The 15998-nt window shown below is 66.7% G+C and carries 15 protein-coding genes and 1 riboswitch; of the genes, 3 read left to right on the top strand and 12 right to left on the bottom strand.

The genetic code is table 11. The annotated features are described in order from the left end of the window. Positions 1–3 precede the first annotated feature (3 nt). The 6 genes from QTI68_RS08775 to QTI68_RS08750 are packed head-to-tail and all read right to left on the bottom strand — an operon-like array spanning position 4 to position 5896. Positions 4–771: an SDR family oxidoreductase gene (locus QTI68_RS08775; protein WP_286521001.1), complete on the bottom strand. Its 768-nt coding sequence runs from the start codon at positions 769–771 to the stop codon at positions 4–6. Continuing rightward, a complete protein-coding gene (locus tag QTI68_RS08770) occupies positions 768–1784 on the bottom strand; it encodes an ABC transporter substrate-binding protein (protein WP_286521000.1) in 1017 nt (338 codons plus the stop codon). Before QTI68_RS08770 ends, QTI68_RS08775 begins: the two co-directional genes overlap by 4 nt. 14 nt (positions 1785–1798) lie before the next feature. After that, positions 1799–2566 carry an ABC transporter permease gene (locus QTI68_RS08765; RefSeq protein ID WP_286520998.1) on the bottom strand — a complete coding sequence of 256 codons (768 nt, stop codon included), beginning with the start codon at positions 2564–2566 and terminating at the stop codon, positions 1799–1801. Next, positions 2563–3309 carry an ABC transporter ATP-binding protein gene (locus tag QTI68_RS08760; RefSeq protein WP_286520997.1) on the bottom strand — a complete coding sequence of 249 codons (747 nt, stop codon included), beginning with the start codon at positions 3307–3309 and terminating at the stop codon, positions 2563–2565. The genes QTI68_RS08765 and QTI68_RS08760 overlap by 4 nt, the downstream gene beginning before the upstream one ends. A gap of 8 nt (positions 3310–3317) precedes the next feature. Next, positions 3318–4787, bottom strand: coding sequence for an acyl-CoA reductase (locus QTI68_RS08755; protein ID WP_286520996.1), 1470 nt, complete (start codon positions 4785–4787; stop codon positions 3318–3320). Then, positions 4784–5896 (bottom strand): LuxE/PaaK family acyltransferase, encoded by a 1113-nt coding sequence (locus QTI68_RS08750; protein ID WP_286520994.1) that lies wholly within the window; start codon positions 5894–5896, stop codon positions 4784–4786. Before QTI68_RS08750 ends, QTI68_RS08755 begins: the two co-directional genes overlap by 4 nt. Before the next feature lie 68 nt (positions 5897–5964). Further along, positions 5965–6058, bottom strand: a riboswitch (TPP riboswitch). 423 nt (positions 6059–6481) lie between these two features. Here QTI68_RS08750 and QTI68_RS08745 point away from each other — a divergent pair. Beyond that, positions 6482–6907 carry a hypothetical protein gene (locus QTI68_RS08745; protein WP_286520993.1) on the top strand — a complete coding sequence of 142 codons (426 nt, stop codon included), beginning with the start codon at positions 6482–6484 and terminating at the stop codon, positions 6905–6907. A gap of 19 nt (positions 6908–6926) precedes the next feature. On the opposite strand, the gene QTI68_RS08740 is transcribed toward QTI68_RS08745, so the two are convergent. Then, complete coding sequence (locus tag QTI68_RS08740; protein WP_286520992.1) at positions 6927–7697, bottom strand: DeoR/GlpR family DNA-binding transcription regulator; 771 nt, start codon at positions 7695–7697, stop codon at positions 6927–6929. A 95-nt stretch (positions 7698–7792) separates the two neighbouring features. On the opposite strand from QTI68_RS08740, the gene QTI68_RS08735 reads away from it, so the two are divergent. Both QTI68_RS08735 and QTI68_RS08730 read left to right on the top strand, forming a co-directional pair. Beyond that, on the top strand, positions 7793–8404 hold the full coding sequence (locus QTI68_RS08735; RefSeq protein WP_286521553.1) for an NUDIX hydrolase: 612 nt from the start codon (positions 7793–7795) through the stop codon (positions 8402–8404). Positions 8405–8778: 374 nt separating this feature from the next. Continuing rightward, positions 8779–9231, top strand: coding sequence for a hypothetical protein (locus QTI68_RS08730; protein WP_286520991.1), 453 nt, complete (start codon positions 8779–8781; stop codon positions 9229–9231). A 118-nt stretch (positions 9232–9349) separates the two neighbouring features. Here QTI68_RS08730 and QTI68_RS08725 read toward each other — a convergent pair whose 3' ends face one another. From QTI68_RS08725 to QTI68_RS08705, 5 genes are read right to left on the bottom strand one after another with little or no spacing between them, the layout of a single operon-like run. Then, positions 9350–10813, bottom strand: a complete 1464-nt coding sequence (locus tag QTI68_RS08725; RefSeq protein WP_286520989.1) for an efflux transporter outer membrane subunit — start codon at positions 10811–10813, stop codon at positions 9350–9352. 1 nt (position 10814) lies between these two features. Continuing rightward, positions 10815–13976 carry an efflux RND transporter permease subunit gene (locus tag QTI68_RS08720; protein WP_286520988.1) on the bottom strand — a complete coding sequence of 1054 codons (3162 nt, stop codon included), beginning with the start codon at positions 13974–13976 and terminating at the stop codon, positions 10815–10817. A 14-nt stretch (positions 13977–13990) separates the two neighbouring features. Next, positions 13991–15223: an efflux RND transporter periplasmic adaptor subunit gene (locus QTI68_RS08715; protein WP_286520987.1), complete on the bottom strand. Its 1233-nt coding sequence runs from the start codon at positions 15221–15223 to the stop codon at positions 13991–13993. 24 nt (positions 15224–15247) lie between these two features. After that, positions 15248–15727 (bottom strand): hypothetical protein, encoded by a 480-nt coding sequence (locus QTI68_RS08710; RefSeq protein ID WP_286520985.1) that lies wholly within the window; start codon positions 15725–15727, stop codon positions 15248–15250. A gap of 49 nt (positions 15728–15776) precedes the next feature. Next, positions 15777–15986, bottom strand: coding sequence for a hypothetical protein (locus QTI68_RS08705; protein ID WP_286520983.1), 210 nt, complete (start codon positions 15984–15986; stop codon positions 15777–15779). Positions 15987–15998 lie beyond the last annotated feature (12 nt).

Here is a 15998-nt window from a genome sequence, read left to right as displayed (position 1 = left end):
ACTTCATTTCATCACCAGGCCGCCGTCGACGAACAGCACCTGCCCCGTCATGAACCGGCTCCATTCGGAAGCGAGAAACAGCACGGGGCCCGCCACGTCCTCCGGCCGCGCGATGCGCCGCAGCGGCGTCGCGGCGATCAGCGACTCGCGGAACTCCTCGCGGGTCGCTCCGCTGGCCTGCGTCGGGTAGACCAGGCCCGGGGCGACGCAGTTGACGCGGATGCCCAACGGCCCCAGTTCGGCCGCCAGGTTGCGGCTGAAGCCGACCAGCGCCGACTTGGCGGTCGTGTAGTCGTGGTACGGAATCACCGGACGCTCGACCAGGTCGCTCACGATGTTGACGATGCTGCCCCGGGCGCGCTGCCTGAAGTGCGGCAGCACGGCCCGGCAGACGTTGTAGGCGCCGCCGACGGCGCCATCGAACTGCGCCTGGTAGTCCTGCCACGGCGTCTCGTCGAACAGGGTGCGGCGCTGCGGGTCGAACGCATAGGGGCGCAATGCGTTGTTGACCACCACGTCGATGCGGCCCGCTTCGTCCAGCACCTGTTCCACCATGGCCTGCACGGCCGCGGCCGAACCGACGTCGGCCTTCGCCGCCCAGGCATCGCCACCGGCGGCCTTGCAATCCGCGACCACGGCGGCGGCGGCGTCTTCATTGCGCAGGTGGTTGACCACCACCGTCGCGCCTTCGCTGGCGAAGGCCCGGGCAATGGCGGCGCCGATGCCCCGGCTCGCGCCGGTCACCAGCACCACCTGGGCGTCGAACCTCATGGCGTCGACCTCGACCGCGACGGCAGCAGATCCGTGCCGACCACGTCCGAGACCTTGATGTCGTGCTCGATCAGGCCCAGCTTGCGATAGGCATCCGCCGCCCGTTGCAGCGCCTCCAGGTCGAAGGCGCCCAGGCCGTTGCGCCCGGTGTTGGCCGACACGCTGGCGGCATTGCGCAGGCGGATCACTTCGAGGTTGGTGGCGCGGTCGGTGCCGTCGATGGCGTATTTCACCGCCAGGCCGGCCGCTTCGTCGGGGTTGGCGATCATCCAGGCTGCGCTCTCGCGATAGGCCTTGAGGAAGCGCTTGAGCAACGGCTTCTTCTGCTGGTAGACCTCTTCGCGGACCACGAACAGGTCGCTCGAGACGTTCAGGTAGTTGCGGACCTCCATCACGTTGACCTCGCCGATCCCCTTGTGCCTTCCCACCAGCAGGCCGGTGTCGGTGGCAGCGGTCGCGTCGACCTGGCCTTGCAGCAACGGCGCGAAATTCAACAGCCCCGTGACGACGATCGTGACGTCGGATTCGGACAGCCCGGCCTGGTGCAGCAGCACCAGCAGGTTCTGGCGGGTGCCGCTGGACAGGCTGTAGACGCCGATCTTCTTGCCCTTCAGGTCGGCCGGCTTGCTGATGTTGGCGGACTTCAGCGACACCACGTTGAAGACATTCTGCGGGTAGATGTCGTAGATCGCGCGCAGCTTCTCGCCCTTGTCGAGGGCGGCGAAGAACGCCCCCGGGTCGGTGAAGGCGACGTCCGCCTGGCCGGTGAGGATGTTGCGGATCGCGTCGCCCCCGCCGGCGCCCGGCACATAGGCCAGATCGATCCCGTTGGCCTTGTAGAAGCCCTTGTCGGGCTCGACCAGCAGGTGCGTGATCTCGGTGATCGGCTTGCTCCATCCCGCCACCGTGAGCTTCTCGAGCGGGTCGGCGGCGTGGGCGCCGCGGGCGGCCGTCAGGGCCAGGAGCGCAGCGCTCGCGAGCAGCGCGGTACGGCGTGCGATGGGTCTTTGCATGGGCAGTGGTTCCTTCATGAGCTTCGGGTGTAGGGCAGCAGCAGTCGCCTCTCGACGGCCAGCGTGATTTCGTAGAGCAGCAGCCCGAGCGCGGCGATGACCACCAGCACCGCGAACATCAGGGGCGTGTCCATCATCCCTTGGGAGGCGATGATCAGCGCGCCGAGGCCCTGGCTGGCGCCGATGAACTCGCCGACCACCGCCCCGACGAGCGCCAGGACCACGGCCACCCGCAGCCCCGCCAGGATGCCGGGCAGGCCGGCGGGCAGTTTCAGGCGCAGCTGGGTCTGGCGCCGGGTGGCGCCCAGCATGCGGAACAGTTCCAGCCGCTGCGGGTCGACCTGCTGCAGGCTGGTCACGGTGTTTTCCATCAAGGGAAAGAAGCAGATCAGCGCCGTGATCACCACCGTCGAGGTCATGCCGAAGCCGAACCAGACGATGAAGAGCGGCGCCAGCGCCAGCTTGGGGACCACTTGGCTGACCACGATGTAGGGCTTCAGCAACCGTTGCAGCAGCGTCGACTCGGCCAGGACCACGCCGCTCGCGAAACCGATCAGGCAGCCGAGGGTCAGGCCGAGCAGCAACTCGAGGCCGGTCGCGCGGATGTGGGGCCACAGGTAGCCGGTGGACAGCCCCCTCCAGAGCGACTTCATCACCGCCGAGGGCGGCGGCAGGACCAGCGTCGACACGCCGGAGGCGCGCGATGCCAGTTCCCATAGGGCGAGCAGGGCCAGCAGCAGCGCCCAGGCGCCCAGCCGCGCGCGAACCGAGGCCTTCTTCATGCCGCCTCCAGGTCCATCGCATCGCGCACCTGCGCGCAATGCCGGTTGAAGGCTTCGCCGTAGCGCATGGCCGGCGCGCGTGGCCTCTCGACCTCGACCCGGATGGCGCTGACGATCCGGCCGCGGTTCATCACCGCGACCTGGTCGCCCAGGTACACCGCTTCGGCGATGTCATGCGTGACGAACAGGACGGTGGTGCGGCGCAGCCGGCACATCTGCAACAGGTCGTCCTGCAGTTCGCCACGGGTGATCGCGTCGAGCGCTGCAAAGGGCTCGTCCAGCAGCAGCAGCGACGGCTCGAGGATCAGGGCGCGGGCCAGAGCCACGCGGCTCTGCTGGCCGCCCGACAACTGGCGCGGGTAATGCTGCGCGTGGCCGGCCAGGCCCAGCAGTGCCAGCAGCTGTTGCGCCTTGTCGATCTCGTCGGCGGTTGGCTTGTGCTGCAGCGACACCGGCAGCAGCACGTTGTCGATCACGCGGTGCCATTCGAGCAGCGTGGGCGATTGGAAGACGAAGCCCAGCTGCGGGCCGGGCGCCAGCACGGGCCTGCCTTGCAGGCGGATGCTGCCGGCCTGCGGATGCAGCAGGCCCGCGGCCAGCTTGAGCAAGGTCGTCTTGCCGCAGCCGCTGCGTCCGACCAGGCAATGGAACTCCCCTTGCGCGATGCGCCAGTCGACGCTGTGCACCACCGGCGGCCAGCCGGGAAAGGTGAAGCTCACCTGGTCGATGTCGAGGAAGCTCACATCGATCCTTAATCGGCGTAGGGCGCCAGCTTGTCGGCCGCGACCTCTGCCGACTGCTCGATCTCGACCATTCGAACCAGATCCAGCAGGTTGAACCGTCCGTCGTGGTGCCAGCCCGCCTCCGGCGAACTCATGGCGCCGACGGCGCTGATGCGTGTCACGCCGGCAGCGCCCAGCAGGTCGGCCAGCCGGAACAGTTCGGCCGGCGCCGCGGCCACGCCCGCGGTCTGCAGGAAGGGCCGGTGCGCCTCGATCTGCGCGACCACCTGGTCCAGCGCATCGAGCGCGACGACCTGGATGCTGCGATTCGACGCCGTCGGTGCCAGGTCCTTCACCTCGTCGGTGTAGGCGATGCCGAAGGGCGCGCCGTCCTCGCCGAACAGCACGTCGCCGACGCCGCCGCCCGCGGCCATCGCCTGCAGCTCGATGCCCTGGCGCCAGCCGGCCACCGCGGCCGAATCCTCCAGCGAGAGGGCCCGACGCGGGAAGCGGTGCTGCAGGTTGGCGAGTTCGCTCGCCAGGTACTGCGCGAACTCGCGCGGCGACACCCGGCCGCCGCGTTCGACGTAGAAGACATGCGGGGAGTAGCAGCCTTGCTGGTCATAGCGCATCACGTCCCAGGCGGCCAAGCGCGCCGTCGCCGGGGCTTTCAGGACGTCGAGGGCCGAGGCGCTGACCAGGCCGAAGCCCAGCTTGTGGCCGTAGGCCAGGAAGCGTGTCGTGACCGGCAGCCGGCGCCGGATCTGGTCCAGCGCATCGTTGCCGCCATAGGCCAGCACCGTGTCCGCCTCGGCATACAGCGCCGTCGCCTGTTCCTCGTCGCCGCCCTTCCACCACACCACGGCCAGGCAATCGGCCAGGGGCGGGTGGACTTCGGCCAGCAGCCGCGCGAACAGGCCCGCGAACAGCGGCTCCGCGCTCGGCAGCTTGCCGATGTTTCCGGCCTTCACGAGCAGCCCGCAGACCAGGCTCCAGAGCGCAATGGCCGGCACGTTGCCGGCCCAGACGTGGACCAGCAGTTCCGGCCCGAAGGCCTTCGCCGCGCCGCCCTTGGGACGCGGCTGGAATTCGTCCAGCAGCTTGGGATTGGCGAAATCCTCGGCGACGAAGCGATGCAGCTGCGGTGCACGAAAGGTCTTGAAGAAGGCCGTGAGGCCGAGGCGGACCATCTCGGCGTCGTAGCCGGTGACGATCGGCAGCAGGTGGTCGAGCTCCCTGCGGTACGGGTCGGCCGGGTCCAGCAGCCGAGCCATCGCGCGATCGACGACGTCCACGATCCCGGACACGGTCATGGTCTTCAGATGGCGGCGGCTGGCCTGCCCGACACGCACGGCGAGGGTGCGCATCTGATCCGGACGCAGCACCGGAACGGCGACCTCGAGCCGGGTGGGGCCCGATTCGAAGCGCAGGGCCTGCCACTGCACGTCCGCCGGCGCCAGGCCCGGCAGGTAGCCGGCGGTCGCATGCAGCGTCGTCATGCGGCGGCCCGGATGAACTCCTCCACCGCCAGCGAGCAGCCCTTGGCCTGCGCGCCCTCGGCGCGACCGAGCAGCAGGAAGCCACCGTCCGCCGCCAGGCCCACGTCCTCGGTCAGGATGGTGGTCACCGAATTGAAATTGGCCAGATCGCAGTGGACCAGGATCCCGCGCTCGGCAGGCCCGACTTCACGGCCCGTGAGCGGGTCGACCAGGCGCGAGCGGATCCAGTGCGGCCCGGACTTGACCGACGGCACCGACACATTGCCCGCATCGTAGAACTGCGTGCTCAGCTCGGTCATGCCATACATGTTGATACAGTGCGATCGCTCGATGCCGAGCAGCGCGGACAGCTCCGCATAGAAGGTGTCGAGCGGCAGGTCGCGCGACTGTCCCTTGTAGCCGCCGGTGTCCAGCACCCGGCTGCCCGCCGGCAGGCGGAACGACTGGCCGCGCCGCTTGAGCTCGTCGATCAGGTGCACGAAGCTGTAGCTGGCGCCGAGCAGGGCGAAAGGCTCGCCGCGCTGCTGTGCATCCGACAGGGCCTCGCAGAGGCCCGGCAGGTCTACCCCCTGCGGGCTCATGAAGTAACGGCTCTCCGCGGTGCCGAACGCCTCCACGGCCAGCGCCAGATAGTGGGCCAGCGAGGAATTGGCCAGCACGGTCTCGGTGGGGAACAGGATGCCCATGCGCATCGGGCCGTGCTCCTGCATGAAGCGCTGCGCGAAGTTGCGGGTCATCGAGCGGTCGTAGACCGCCAGCGTCGGATGGAAGTGGCGGCCCTTGACCTCGCTGCGGGTGGTGCCGCTGGTCATGAAGACCCGGTCGGTGGCGGCCGGCGGCTCGCAGCGCAGCGGCAGTTCCTTGAAGGCGTCGATCGGTACTGCCGGGATGTCGCTCCAGCGCTTCACGCTTCGCGGGGTCGCGCCGCGCCGCTGGCAGAAGCGCTTGTAGGGCTGGTTGTTGGCGTACTGGTAGGCGAACAGGCGCAACGCCAGGCCATCGAAGGCGGCGTCGGTGCAACCGTCTTGCGCGATGAAAGCGAGGACGGCAGCGACCACTTCGCCGGCTGCCGCCGTGGACGCAGGTGGATTCGCAGAGGAGTTGTGCATGAGGCCTTCTCGGTGACCGTGAAACGGGTGCTCCGAAGGCCGCTTCGGGGTCGGCAGGATGCGCCGATGACCCAAGCAACTGCTCTTCTTCCGCCGGTGCTAACCGGTTCAAGTTCGCGGGTTTGAATCTCAGCACTGTGGCGTGCACCCCGGAGCATTGCGGATTTTAGGCGCATTCGCGCCTGCCGCGGCGGCGGCGGCGCTTCTCCATGCGAGGCCCGCTCGAACGGGAATGCACGGCCGCCGTAGCTGTGAACGGCAGCTGCCCGGCAGCTCGGCTCCCTCGATTTGCACCAAGCGAATGACAGGACTACCATGTTGCTGACCGCCCGGGGGTGTCAGCCGTTGCGCTCGGCAGGCTGTTTCACTTGACCCGGTGTGGTCTCGATGAGGGTTGAGAGCGGCCAAGCGCTGGAGAACCGTGATTGCTCAACGCAACTTTTCCGTCGGACTGCCATTGGGGTTCGCTCCGCGGTCGCTCACGCGAGTGCGGCCACGCCCAAAGGTCATCGCTTGGCTCGATCCATGCCTCAGAGCCAACGATGCGTCCGGTGCGGAGCAGTTCCATGGCGCAAGGCTCACATCATGAGTAACCGGCGCATCCTCATCGTGGCGCACCGGACCGCGGCCTCGCCCAAGCTGCTCGCTGCGGTCGCCGAGCGGGCCGCACGCGAGCCGTGCGAGTTCACGCTCTTGGTTCCTCGGCCGTATTGGGACCCGGACACCGAGGAGGCGGCCATCACGCTCGAGCTCGCGATTCCGCTGCTCGACACGGCCGCGGGCTCACATGTGCAAGGGATCGTCGGGGCCACCGACCCGTACGAGGCCGTGCGCCAGACACTCGAGCGCGAGAAATACGACGAGGTCATCATCTCGACGCTGCCAGAGCGGATCTCACGGTGGTTGCACCTCGACCTTGCCCACCGCATCGAGCGGTTCGGCGTGCCCGTGAGCGTCGTCACTGCGGACCAGGCGGAGCGCACCCTCTCGCCAGGAGCCGGGTCGAGCTGATCGGATGCCGAGGGCAAACTCAACGCGCATCGCCGTCCGCGCGAACCAGCCCCACGCCGGCCTTGCGCAATGGCTCGATCAGTTTTCTCGACGCCTGCGTCGAATGCACGATGCGTCCTGCGCGCTTGAGCGGATGAACCTGCCAGGCCGAAACAGCGCCGAGCTTTTCGGAAGAAGCCAGCACCACGGTCTCGGCTGACGCATCCATCAGCGCGCGCTTGACCTGCGCCTCCTCCATGTCGCCCGTGGTGAGCCCAGCCTCTGCCTGCACGCCGGTGACGCCCATGAAGTAGGTGTCGGCGCGAATGCGGGATATGGCCTCCATCGTGGCCGCCCCCACCGTGACGACCGAATGCTTGAACAGGCGACCGCCCAGCAGGACGACCTCGACGTCTGCGTGGGAGACCAGTTCGACCGCCACCGACGGGCTGTGGGTGACGACCGTCGCGCGCAGGTTCAGGGGCAGGTGCCGCACCAGTTGCACGGCGGTCGTGCCGCCATCGATGAAAACCACTTGCCCGCCAAGGACGAGCCCCGCCGCGGCGCGTCCTATCGCCACCTTTTCCTCCGGCACGAGCTGCATGCGCCGCGCGAAATCGCCTTCGGCCGCTGCCACGGGCAAGGCACCGCCGTGCACGCGCTTGAGCAGTCCTTGCGCCGCCAACTCGCGCAGATCGCGCCGAATCGAATCCTCCGACAAGCCCAGTTGGGCGCCGAGATCCTTCGCGACGATGCTGCCTTCGCGACGAAGCAATGAAAGGATGTGTTGCTTGCGCTGGCTTGTCAGCATTTCATGTCCTTCGATCGAGGGTTTTCGCACCGCACGGAAACTCGCTTGCACGATATTTCTTGGTTTTACACGATTCTACCCATATGATCGGCGCCATGAATCTGCGAGACCGCGTGCGGGTGCGCGAAGTCACCCTGCTCTCCGACAACTGGTACACCCTGAAGACGACGAGCTTCGACTGGCTGCGCAGTGACGGCCAGTGGCAGCGCATGAACCGGGAAACCTATGACCGCGGCAATGGCGCCACGCTGCTGCCCTATGACCTCGCGCGCCGCACGGTGCTGCTGACGCGGCAGTTCCGCTACCCGGCGTTCGTGAACGGTTGCGGCGACCTGTTGATCGAGGCGGCCGCGGGTCTGCTGGACGACGCCGAACCCGAGCAACGCATCCGGGCGGAGGTCGAGGAAGAACTGGGCTACCGGCTCGGGCCGGTGCGCAAGATCTTCGAATGCTTCATGAGCCCGGGTTCCGTCACAGAGCGCCTGCACTTCTTCGTCGCGCCCTATGACAGTTCGATGCGCATCGGCGCTGGTGGTGGACTGGCCGAGGAAGGGGAAGACATCGAGGTGCTGGAACTGAGCATCGACGATGCGTTGGCCAGGGTGGCCGATGGGCGTATTGCGGATGCCAAGACCGTCATGCTTCTGCTGCACGCCCAACTGCATGTGTTTGCGCCGAAATGCGCCACAGCAGACATATCTCGCTAACTGGTAACCCCGATGCTCCGAGCTGCGTGGAGATACCGATGACCGCAGCGTGCGGATAGGTCTCACGCACAGCCTGTACGGCACGGGCCGTCTCGTCGCCGCGCGAGCGCGGATCCGGCAGATCCAGGATGACCAGATCCACGGTGTTGTCGGACGCGAGCTCGCGCGAGTTGAGCGTTGATTGCAGGACGATCAACGATTCATTGCAGATGAAACGGGGAGGCTTGCGATATGCAATCCGACGGCAACCTGCCCCACCGACAGTAGAGACACCCAAGCAGACGCGAGTCGCAGGGTTGCTCCGTGAGAGTGCCGGTTGCGCGTCTGCCGGTGCTGTCTCTACCCATTCATCCAGACGCGTGAAGGAAATCATCATGAAGAAGTTCAATGCAACGATGGGCCTGCTGGCCGTCAGCCTCGCCCTCACGGCCACCGCGGCGTCGGCCCAGGTGTCCCGCGCTGAAGTCCAGGCGCAACTGAAGGCCGCGCAGGCCAGCGGCCAGCTCGCTGCCCTCACCGGCGAGGACAGCGGCTCGGCCTACCTCGCGGCGCACTTCCACTCCACCGAGTCCCGCGGCGAAGTGAAGGACGAAGTCAAGGAAGCCCGCGCCGAAGGCACGCTGAATGCGCTGGACGGCAGCGACAGCGGTTCGTTCTACCTTGCGAAGCATCAGGTCCTGACCACGCCGCGCGCTGAAGTCAAATCTGAACTCGCGCAAGCCGCAAAGAACGGCACGCTCGATCAGCTCTATGGCGAAGACAGCGGCTCCTTCGAGCTCGCCGCCCTGCATGCGGCCGGTTCGCGTCCGGCCGTCGCGATGAAGTGACCAGTGCGCCGTCAGGCGCATTCGGTCTACAGCACGCCCACGGGCGTGCTTTTTCATGCTCGCGGCATGGCTTTGCATTCAAGTGCATGGAAGCCGTGATTCGCCACGGCCTCCCCACTCAGCGATTGAACTCTCCTGCGACGCGTTCGGCATTGCCGGTATCCCGAAGCCATCCGCCGCCCAGCGACCGGTACAAGTCGACCAGGCTCTCCAGACGGTTCATCCGCACCAGCACCAACGCGAGCTGGGCGTTGTACAGGTCGGTCTGCGCGGAGAGCACGTTCAGATAGTCGTCCACGCCGCTCTCGTATCGCAACTGGGCAAGCCGCGTCCGCCGGTCCTGCGCGTCGGTGAATCGCAGTGCGGCAACGAGCTTGTCCTGATAGTTCGAGCGGGCGGCGAGGTTGTCCGATACCTCCCGGAATGCGACCTGGATCGCCTTCTCGTACTGCGCGATGCCGATGTCCTTTCGCACTTTGGCGACGTCGAGGTTGGCCTGGTTGGCGCCGGCATCGAAGATCGGCGCCGTCAGCGCCGGAACGAACGACCAGACACTGGCGCCGGCCCCGAACAGTCCCCCCAGCGTCGAACTCGCCGTGCCGAAGGTGCCGGTCAGCGCAATGCGCGGAAAGAAGGCCGCGCGTGCCGCGCCGATGTTCGCGTTCTCCGAGCGCAGAAGGGCTTCGGCCTGCAAGATGTCAGGGCGGCGCATGAGCAGGTCGGAAGGCAGCCCTGCGGGCACGTCGTCGCGAAGGGTCTGCTCGCTGAGCTGGACCGGCTTTGGCAGGTCCGGCGGCAACGGTTGCCCCACGAGCAGCACCAGGCCGTTCTCTGCCTGTGCCCGCAGGCGCAACTGGTCCGCTTCATTCATGCGGGCGTTCTCGACGAGTGTCTGCGCTTGGGCCACGTCCAGTTCCGAAGCCGTGCCGACGTCGAACCTGCGCTGCACGATCGCGAGTGAGCTCGTGGCCGCCTCGAACGTCTTGCGCGTGACGGCGAGCTGGTCGTCGTACGCCAGCACGGTGAAGTATTGGTCGGCGACCTGCGACACCAGCAGGATCTGAACCGACTGCCGCGCTTGCGCACTCGCCAGGTACTGTTCGAAAGCCGCGTCGCTGAGGCTCTTCACACGTCCGAAGAAATCGATCTCCCACGCCGCGGAAAGCCCCACCGTCGCCGATCGCGCGTCGAGTGGGTTGCCGGATTGGGTGAGGCTGCCGGGCGTGCGCGAACGCTCACCCTGGACCCCGACCCCGATTTGCGGGTACAAGGCCGCGCGCTGGACGCGGTACTCGGCCTGCACCTGCGTCACATTGAGCGCCGCGGCGCGCAGGTCGCGGTTGTTATGCAGCGCGATCTCGATCAGCCGCTGCAGACGCTCATCCGGCAGGAAGTCGCGCCAACCGATATCGGCAGCGGGCGGCAGATCCGCGTCGGCGCTCGCAGCTGCGCCGTAACCTTCGCCCTGCGGATAGGCAGCGGCAACCGGCGCCGTGGGCCGCTGGTAGACCGGTTGCAACGAACAGCCTGCCATCAGGATCGCCGCGGCCGTTGCGACCGCACCGCGCTGGAGGAAGTGCATGTCAGACTCCTTCGAGGGTTGAGTTGGCGACCGGCGGCGGATGCGTCGGCTCCGAAGCGTGCTTCGGCCGCGCCAGCCTGCCTGCGATCACGACATAGAACATCGGGATCAAGAAGATGGCGAGGAACGTCGCCGTGGCCATTCCGCCGATCACGCCAACGCCGATCGCGTTCTGGCTCGCCGAACCCGCGCCCTTGGCCAAGGCCAACGGGAGCACGCCGAGGCCGAAGGCCAGCGAGGTCATGACGATCGGCCGCAGTCGCATGTGCGCAGCCTCTATCGCGGCATCGAATGCACTGCGGCCCGTGGCCTGAAGTTCGCGTGCGAACTCCACGATCAAGATGGCATTCTTCGCCGACAGGCCGATCGTGGTCAGCAAGCCGACCTGGAAGTAGACGTCGTTGGTCAGGCCTGACAACGTGGTCGCACCGAGCGCGCCCAGCACGCCCAGCGGAATGACCAGGATCACGGACAACGGAATCGCCCAGCTTTCGTAGAGCGCCGCCAGGCAGAGAAACACCACCAGGATCGACAGCGCGTAGAAGTACGGCGCCTGCGAGCCGGACTGTTGCTGCTGCAGCGAAACACCGGTCCACTCGTAGCCAATGCCTTCCGGCATCTGCTTCATCAGGCGCTCCATCGCTGCGATGGCCTGACCGGTGCTGCGCCCCGGCGCGGCCTGGCCCTGGATCTCGATCGCAGGCACTCCGTTGTAGCGCTGCAGCTGCGGCGGGCCGAAGGTCCACGAACTTTTCGAGAACGAAGAGAACGGCGCCATCCCGCCCTGCGCGTTGCGAACGTAGAGCTGGTCCAGATCCTCGGGATTCATGCGAAACGGTGCATCGGCCTGCACGTACACCTTCTTGATCCGGCCGTCGGTATCGAGGAAGTTGTTGACGTATTTCGAACCCCACGCGATCGAGAAGGCCTGGTCGGCGTCCGTAATCGCCACGCCCAGAGCGCTCGCCTTTTCGCGATCCACGTCCACCCGGAAGGTCGGGTTGTCGGCGAGTCCGTTGCGCCGCACCAGCGCGAGGTCCGGGTCGTGCGATGCGAGGGCCAGCAGCTTGTCGAATGCCTGCGTGAGCTTTTCCTGACCCACGCCGCCGCGATCTTCCAGCTCGAAGTCGAAGCCGGAGGCAGTCCCCAGCCCCTGAATGGCTGGCGGCGTGATCGGGATGATGAGCGCGTCCTTGTACGAGGCGAAGTGCCGGGCCAGGCGGGCGGACAAGGCAGCCGCACCAAGGTCGCGATGCTGCCTCTGGTGCCAGTCCTTGAGCTGGACGTACACCAGTCCCTGGCTCTGTCCACGGCCCGCGAAGTTGAACCCGTTGACCACGAGGCTGCCTTCGACAGTGGCCTTTTCTTCATTGGCCAGGTAGTTCCCGATGTCCGCGAGTACGCCACCCGTGCGCTCCATCGTCGCACCCGGGGGCGTCTGCACCTGGATGTACATGAAGCCCTGGTCCTCCGTCGGCAGGAAGGAAGTCGGCAGGTGCACGAACAGCCACCCCACCGCGGCGACGAGCACCGCGTAGATCGCGAGCCAGCGGCCCGAGCGCAGGATCACATGGCGGACGCCGCTCGCGTAGCGCTCTCGCGAGCGCTCGAAGCGGCGGTTGAACCAGCCGAAGAAGCCAGTCTTCTTCTCGGCACCCTCCGGGGAGCGCTTCAGGAGCATCGCGCACAGAGCCGGTGTGAGCGTGAGCGCCACAAGCACCGACAGCAGCATCGCCGCGACGATCGTGAGCGAGAACTGCCGGTAGATCGCTCCCACCGTCCCGCCGGAAAACGCGACCGGCACGAACACTGCGCACAGCACCGTCACCACGCCGACGAGTGCGCCGGAGATCTGACCCATGGCCTTGCGGGTCGCCTCGGCGGCGGACAGGCCCTCTTCCTCCATCACGCGCTGCACGTTCTCGACCACGACGATCGCATCGTCCACCAGCAGGCCGATCGCCAGCACGAGTCCGAACATGGAAAGGGTGTTGACGGTGAACCCGAGCGCTGCCATCACGCCGAAAGTCCCAAGCAACACCACCGGCACCGCGATCGTCGGGATGATCGTCGCGCGGATGTTCTGCAGGAAGAGGAGCATGACCAGGAAGACCAGCGCGATGCCCTCGAGCAAGGTCTTCACGACTTCCTTGATCGACTCCTTGATGAAGGGCGTCGAGTCATTGGGATAGACCACCTTCAGGCCCGGCGGAAAGTATCTCGACAACTCATCGATGCGCGCCCGCACCGCATCGGCCGTTTGCAGGGCGTTCGCGCCGGTGCCCAGCTGCACCGCGATCGCCGCAGCCGGCTTGCTGTTGTACCGGGTGTCTACCGCGAAGTTCTCGGCACCCAGTTCGATGCGCGCAACGTCGCGCAGGCGCACCTGTGAGCCATCCGGCTGCACCTTGAGCAGGATCGCGCCGAAGTCCTCCGGCGTGCGAAGCAACGTGGCGGCGGTGATCGTCGCGGTCAACTGCTGGTCTCCCACGGCCGGTGCGCCCCCCAACTGGCCACCGGACACCTGGACGTTCTGGCCCGACACCGCGCTGGTCACGTCGACCGGCGTGAGGGAGTAACCGTAGAGCTTCTGAAGGTCGAGCCAGATGCGCATCGCGTACTGCGTGCCGAACACGTTCAGGTTGCCGACGCCTTCGAGACGGCTCAGCGGATCCTGGACATGGGACGCCACGTAGTTGGCGATGTCGAACTTGTTCATGCTGCCATCCGTCGATACGAAGGCCGCCACGAGCAGCGACGCGCTGCTGGACTTGGTGATCCGCACGCCGGTCTGTTGCACCTGTGCCGGCAGCAGTGGCGTGGCGAGCTGGAGCTTGTTCTGTACCTGCACCTCCGCGATGTCCGGATTGGTCCCGGGCGCAAACGTCAGGGTCGTGGTCGATTGACCGGTGTCGTCGCTGACCGAAGACAGGTACAGCAAGTGGTCGAGGCCGCTCATCGACTGTTCGATCACCTGCACCACCGTGTCCTGCACGGTCGTGGCTGACGCGCCGGGATAGCTGGTGGCGACTTGCACCGTGGGCGGCGCGATCTGCGGGTACTGCTCGACGGGCAGCGTGAAGATCGACAGCGCTCCCGCGAGCATCACGAGGATTGCGAGAACGATCGCGAAGATCGGGCGCCCGATGAAGAACCTGGCCATGGTCCGCTCCTCGCCTACTTTGCGGCCGATGCCACGACACGATCAGACTGTGCGCCCGGCAACCCGGCGGAAGCGACCGGCGGCAGCTTCTCCACCGTTCGCACCAGCGCACCGTCTTTCACCTTCTGGAGCCCGGCAACGATCACCTTCTCGCCGTCCTCGAGGCCGCCGTCGACCACCCATTGGTCTCCGGAGGTTCGCGTCGCCTGGATGGTGCGCAGCGCGACCTTGTCGTCGTCGCCGACGACGAGTACCGTGGCCTGGCCCTTCGGATCGTGCGTCACGCCCACCTGCGGCACCAGCAACGCATGCTCGTCCACGCCCTGCTCTATGCTGGCGCGCACAAACATCCCGGGCAGCAGCACATGGTCGGGATTCGGAAACACCGCACGTACCGTGACCGAGCCCGTGCCCGAGTCGACCGTGACGTCGGTGAACTCCAGCTTTCCGGCCAACGGATACTGGCTTCCGTCCTCGAGTGTCAACTGGACCTTTGCCGCGTCCGGACCGCCGACCCTGAGCGTTCCGGACACGATGTCACGGCGCCACTGCAGGCCCGCGAGGCTGGAGCGATTGAGATCGACATAGATAGGATCCAGCTGCTGCACGGTGGACAGCAGCGTCGCCACGCCTCCCTGCACGTACGCGCCCTGCGTGACCTGCGAAATCCCGACGCGACCGCTGATGGGCGACACCACGTCGGTGTAGGCCAGGTTGATGCGCGCGGTCGCCACCGCCGCTTTTCCGGAGGCGACCATTGCTTCCGCCTCCCCTTGCGCTGCCACGGCGTTGTCCAGGTCCTGCTTGCTCACCGCGTTCGCGGCGATGAGCTGCCTGTCGCGCTGCGCCAGCGCGGTCGCAGACACCAGACGGGCCTGCGCGTTCTGCAGCGAGGCCTGCGCGCTGTCCAGTGCTGCGCGATACGGGGCAGGATCGATCCTGTAGAGCAATTGGTTGGCCTTGACGTCCGAACCCTCCTCGAACTCGCGCTTGAGCACGATTCCATCGACGCGTGCGCGCACTTGCGCGACGAGATGGGCCACGGTGCGCCCTGGAAGCTCCGTGCGGACCGGCACAGCCTGGCGGTGAACGGTGACAACCTCGACTTCCGGAGCCTGTGCCACAGTCCCCTGGGGCTTCGAATCGCCACAGCCGGCCAATGACAGGCAGAGAAAGGCACCGATGACGGCGGCGACGCCGGTAGGTGAAGCCGCTCGGTGATGCGTGCAAATGCTGTCGTTCTTCATCGTGAGTCCTTGTCGTCTGGCGCCTCAGTCGCGGCATGCAAAGCGGAACGAGCGCGCCGCGTCATGCACACGTTCGAAGTCCGTTGGCATCACCTGCAGCGGTACGCGTTCTCCCAGCCACGCATTGGTCGTCACGAACCATTGCGCCAATTCGCCGTCATCCAGCGCGGCGGCGAGTTCCGCAATCAGGAGGGCCGCATCCGCAGCCACTGTGAGTCCTTCGCCCTCGAACTGAAAGCGCGGCAGCCAGTACTCGCCGCGCCATTCGAAACTGATCACCTCTCGCGCAACGATGCCTCGGGCCAGCCGCGAAATGCCTGCCCCCGGCAAGCGCCCGGCCATTTCGGCGCTGGCCGCGATGCCGCCGAACGCGCGGTAGCCTTCTGCCAGAGCAAGAAAGTCCAGGTCTCTTGCGCCCGCTTCTACAGGGCGACCCCAGTTCGGGCGCAGATAGAACAAGGCCGGCGCTGCGGCTTCGCGAATGTCGATCGTCGATACATGCATATTCCGGTCCTTGTCTGAAGGCTGTGTTGGAGGGCGAGCTAGCGGGCAATCAGCTCGGTCGAACCCGCGGTGTATCCAGGTCGATACCCACGAGTGCACGCGCGAAGAGGTAGTTGATGCGCGCACGTTCGCTCAAGGCGTCCATGTCGACGTGGCCTTCGGCATCGCAAGGAAAGGCCCAGCCCCGCCCCTGGCGGAGAAGCGACTGGAAGCGCAGTTCGTAGCTCGCGACCGGCTTCGAATAGCTTGGGTGGTTCATCGCTCGCTCCTT

Origin of the sequence: Variovorax sp. J31P207 (assembly GCF_030316965.1) — a bacterium.
Classification (GTDB): Bacteria; Pseudomonadota; Gammaproteobacteria; order Burkholderiales; family Burkholderiaceae_C; genus Variovorax; species Variovorax ginsengisoli_B.
Note: the sequence above shows the minus strand (reverse complement) of the source record. Positions and strands in the feature narration are given on the sequence as shown.

Coding starts and splice junctions, on each gene's coding strand:
- QTI68_RS08775 (WP_286521001.1), bottom strand. CDS start 771: ATGAGGTTCGACGCCCAGGTGGTGCTGGTGACCGGCGCGAGCCGGGGC.
- QTI68_RS08770 (WP_286521000.1), bottom strand. CDS start 1,784: ATGCAAAGACCCATCGCACGCCGTACCGCGCTGCTCGCGAGCGCTGCG.
- QTI68_RS08765 (WP_286520998.1), bottom strand. CDS start 2,566: ATGAAGAAGGCCTCGGTTCGCGCGCGGCTGGGCGCCTGGGCGCTGCTG.
- QTI68_RS08755 (WP_286520996.1), bottom strand. CDS start 4,787: ATGACGACGCTGCATGCGACCGCCGGCTACCTGCCGGGCCTGGCGCCG.
- QTI68_RS08750 (WP_286520994.1), bottom strand. CDS start 5,896: ATGCACAACTCCTCTGCGAATCCACCTGCGTCCACGGCGGCAGCCGGC.
- QTI68_RS08745 (WP_286520993.1), top strand. CDS start 6,482: ATGAGTAACCGGCGCATCCTCATCGTGGCGCACCGGACCGCGGCCTCG.
- QTI68_RS08740 (WP_286520992.1), bottom strand. CDS start 7,697: ATGCTGACAAGCCAGCGCAAGCAACACATCCTTTCATTGCTTCGTCGC.
- QTI68_RS08735 (WP_286521553.1), top strand. CDS start 7,793: ATGAATCTGCGAGACCGCGTGCGGGTGCGCGAAGTCACCCTGCTCTCC.
- QTI68_RS08730 (WP_286520991.1), top strand. CDS start 8,779: ATGAAGAAGTTCAATGCAACGATGGGCCTGCTGGCCGTCAGCCTCGCC.
- QTI68_RS08725 (WP_286520989.1), bottom strand. CDS start 10,813: ATGCACTTCCTCCAGCGCGGTGCGGTCGCAACGGCCGCGGCGATCCTG.
- QTI68_RS08720 (WP_286520988.1), bottom strand. CDS start 13,976: ATGGCCAGGTTCTTCATCGGGCGCCCGATCTTCGCGATCGTTCTCGCA.
- QTI68_RS08715 (WP_286520987.1), bottom strand. CDS start 15,223: ATGAAGAACGACAGCATTTGCACGCATCACCGAGCGGCTTCACCTACC.
- QTI68_RS08710 (WP_286520985.1), bottom strand. CDS start 15,727: ATGCATGTATCGACGATCGACATTCGCGAAGCCGCAGCGCCGGCCTTG.
- QTI68_RS08705 (WP_286520983.1), bottom strand. CDS start 15,986: ATGAACCACCCAAGCTATTCGAAGCCGGTCGCGAGCTACGAACTGCGC.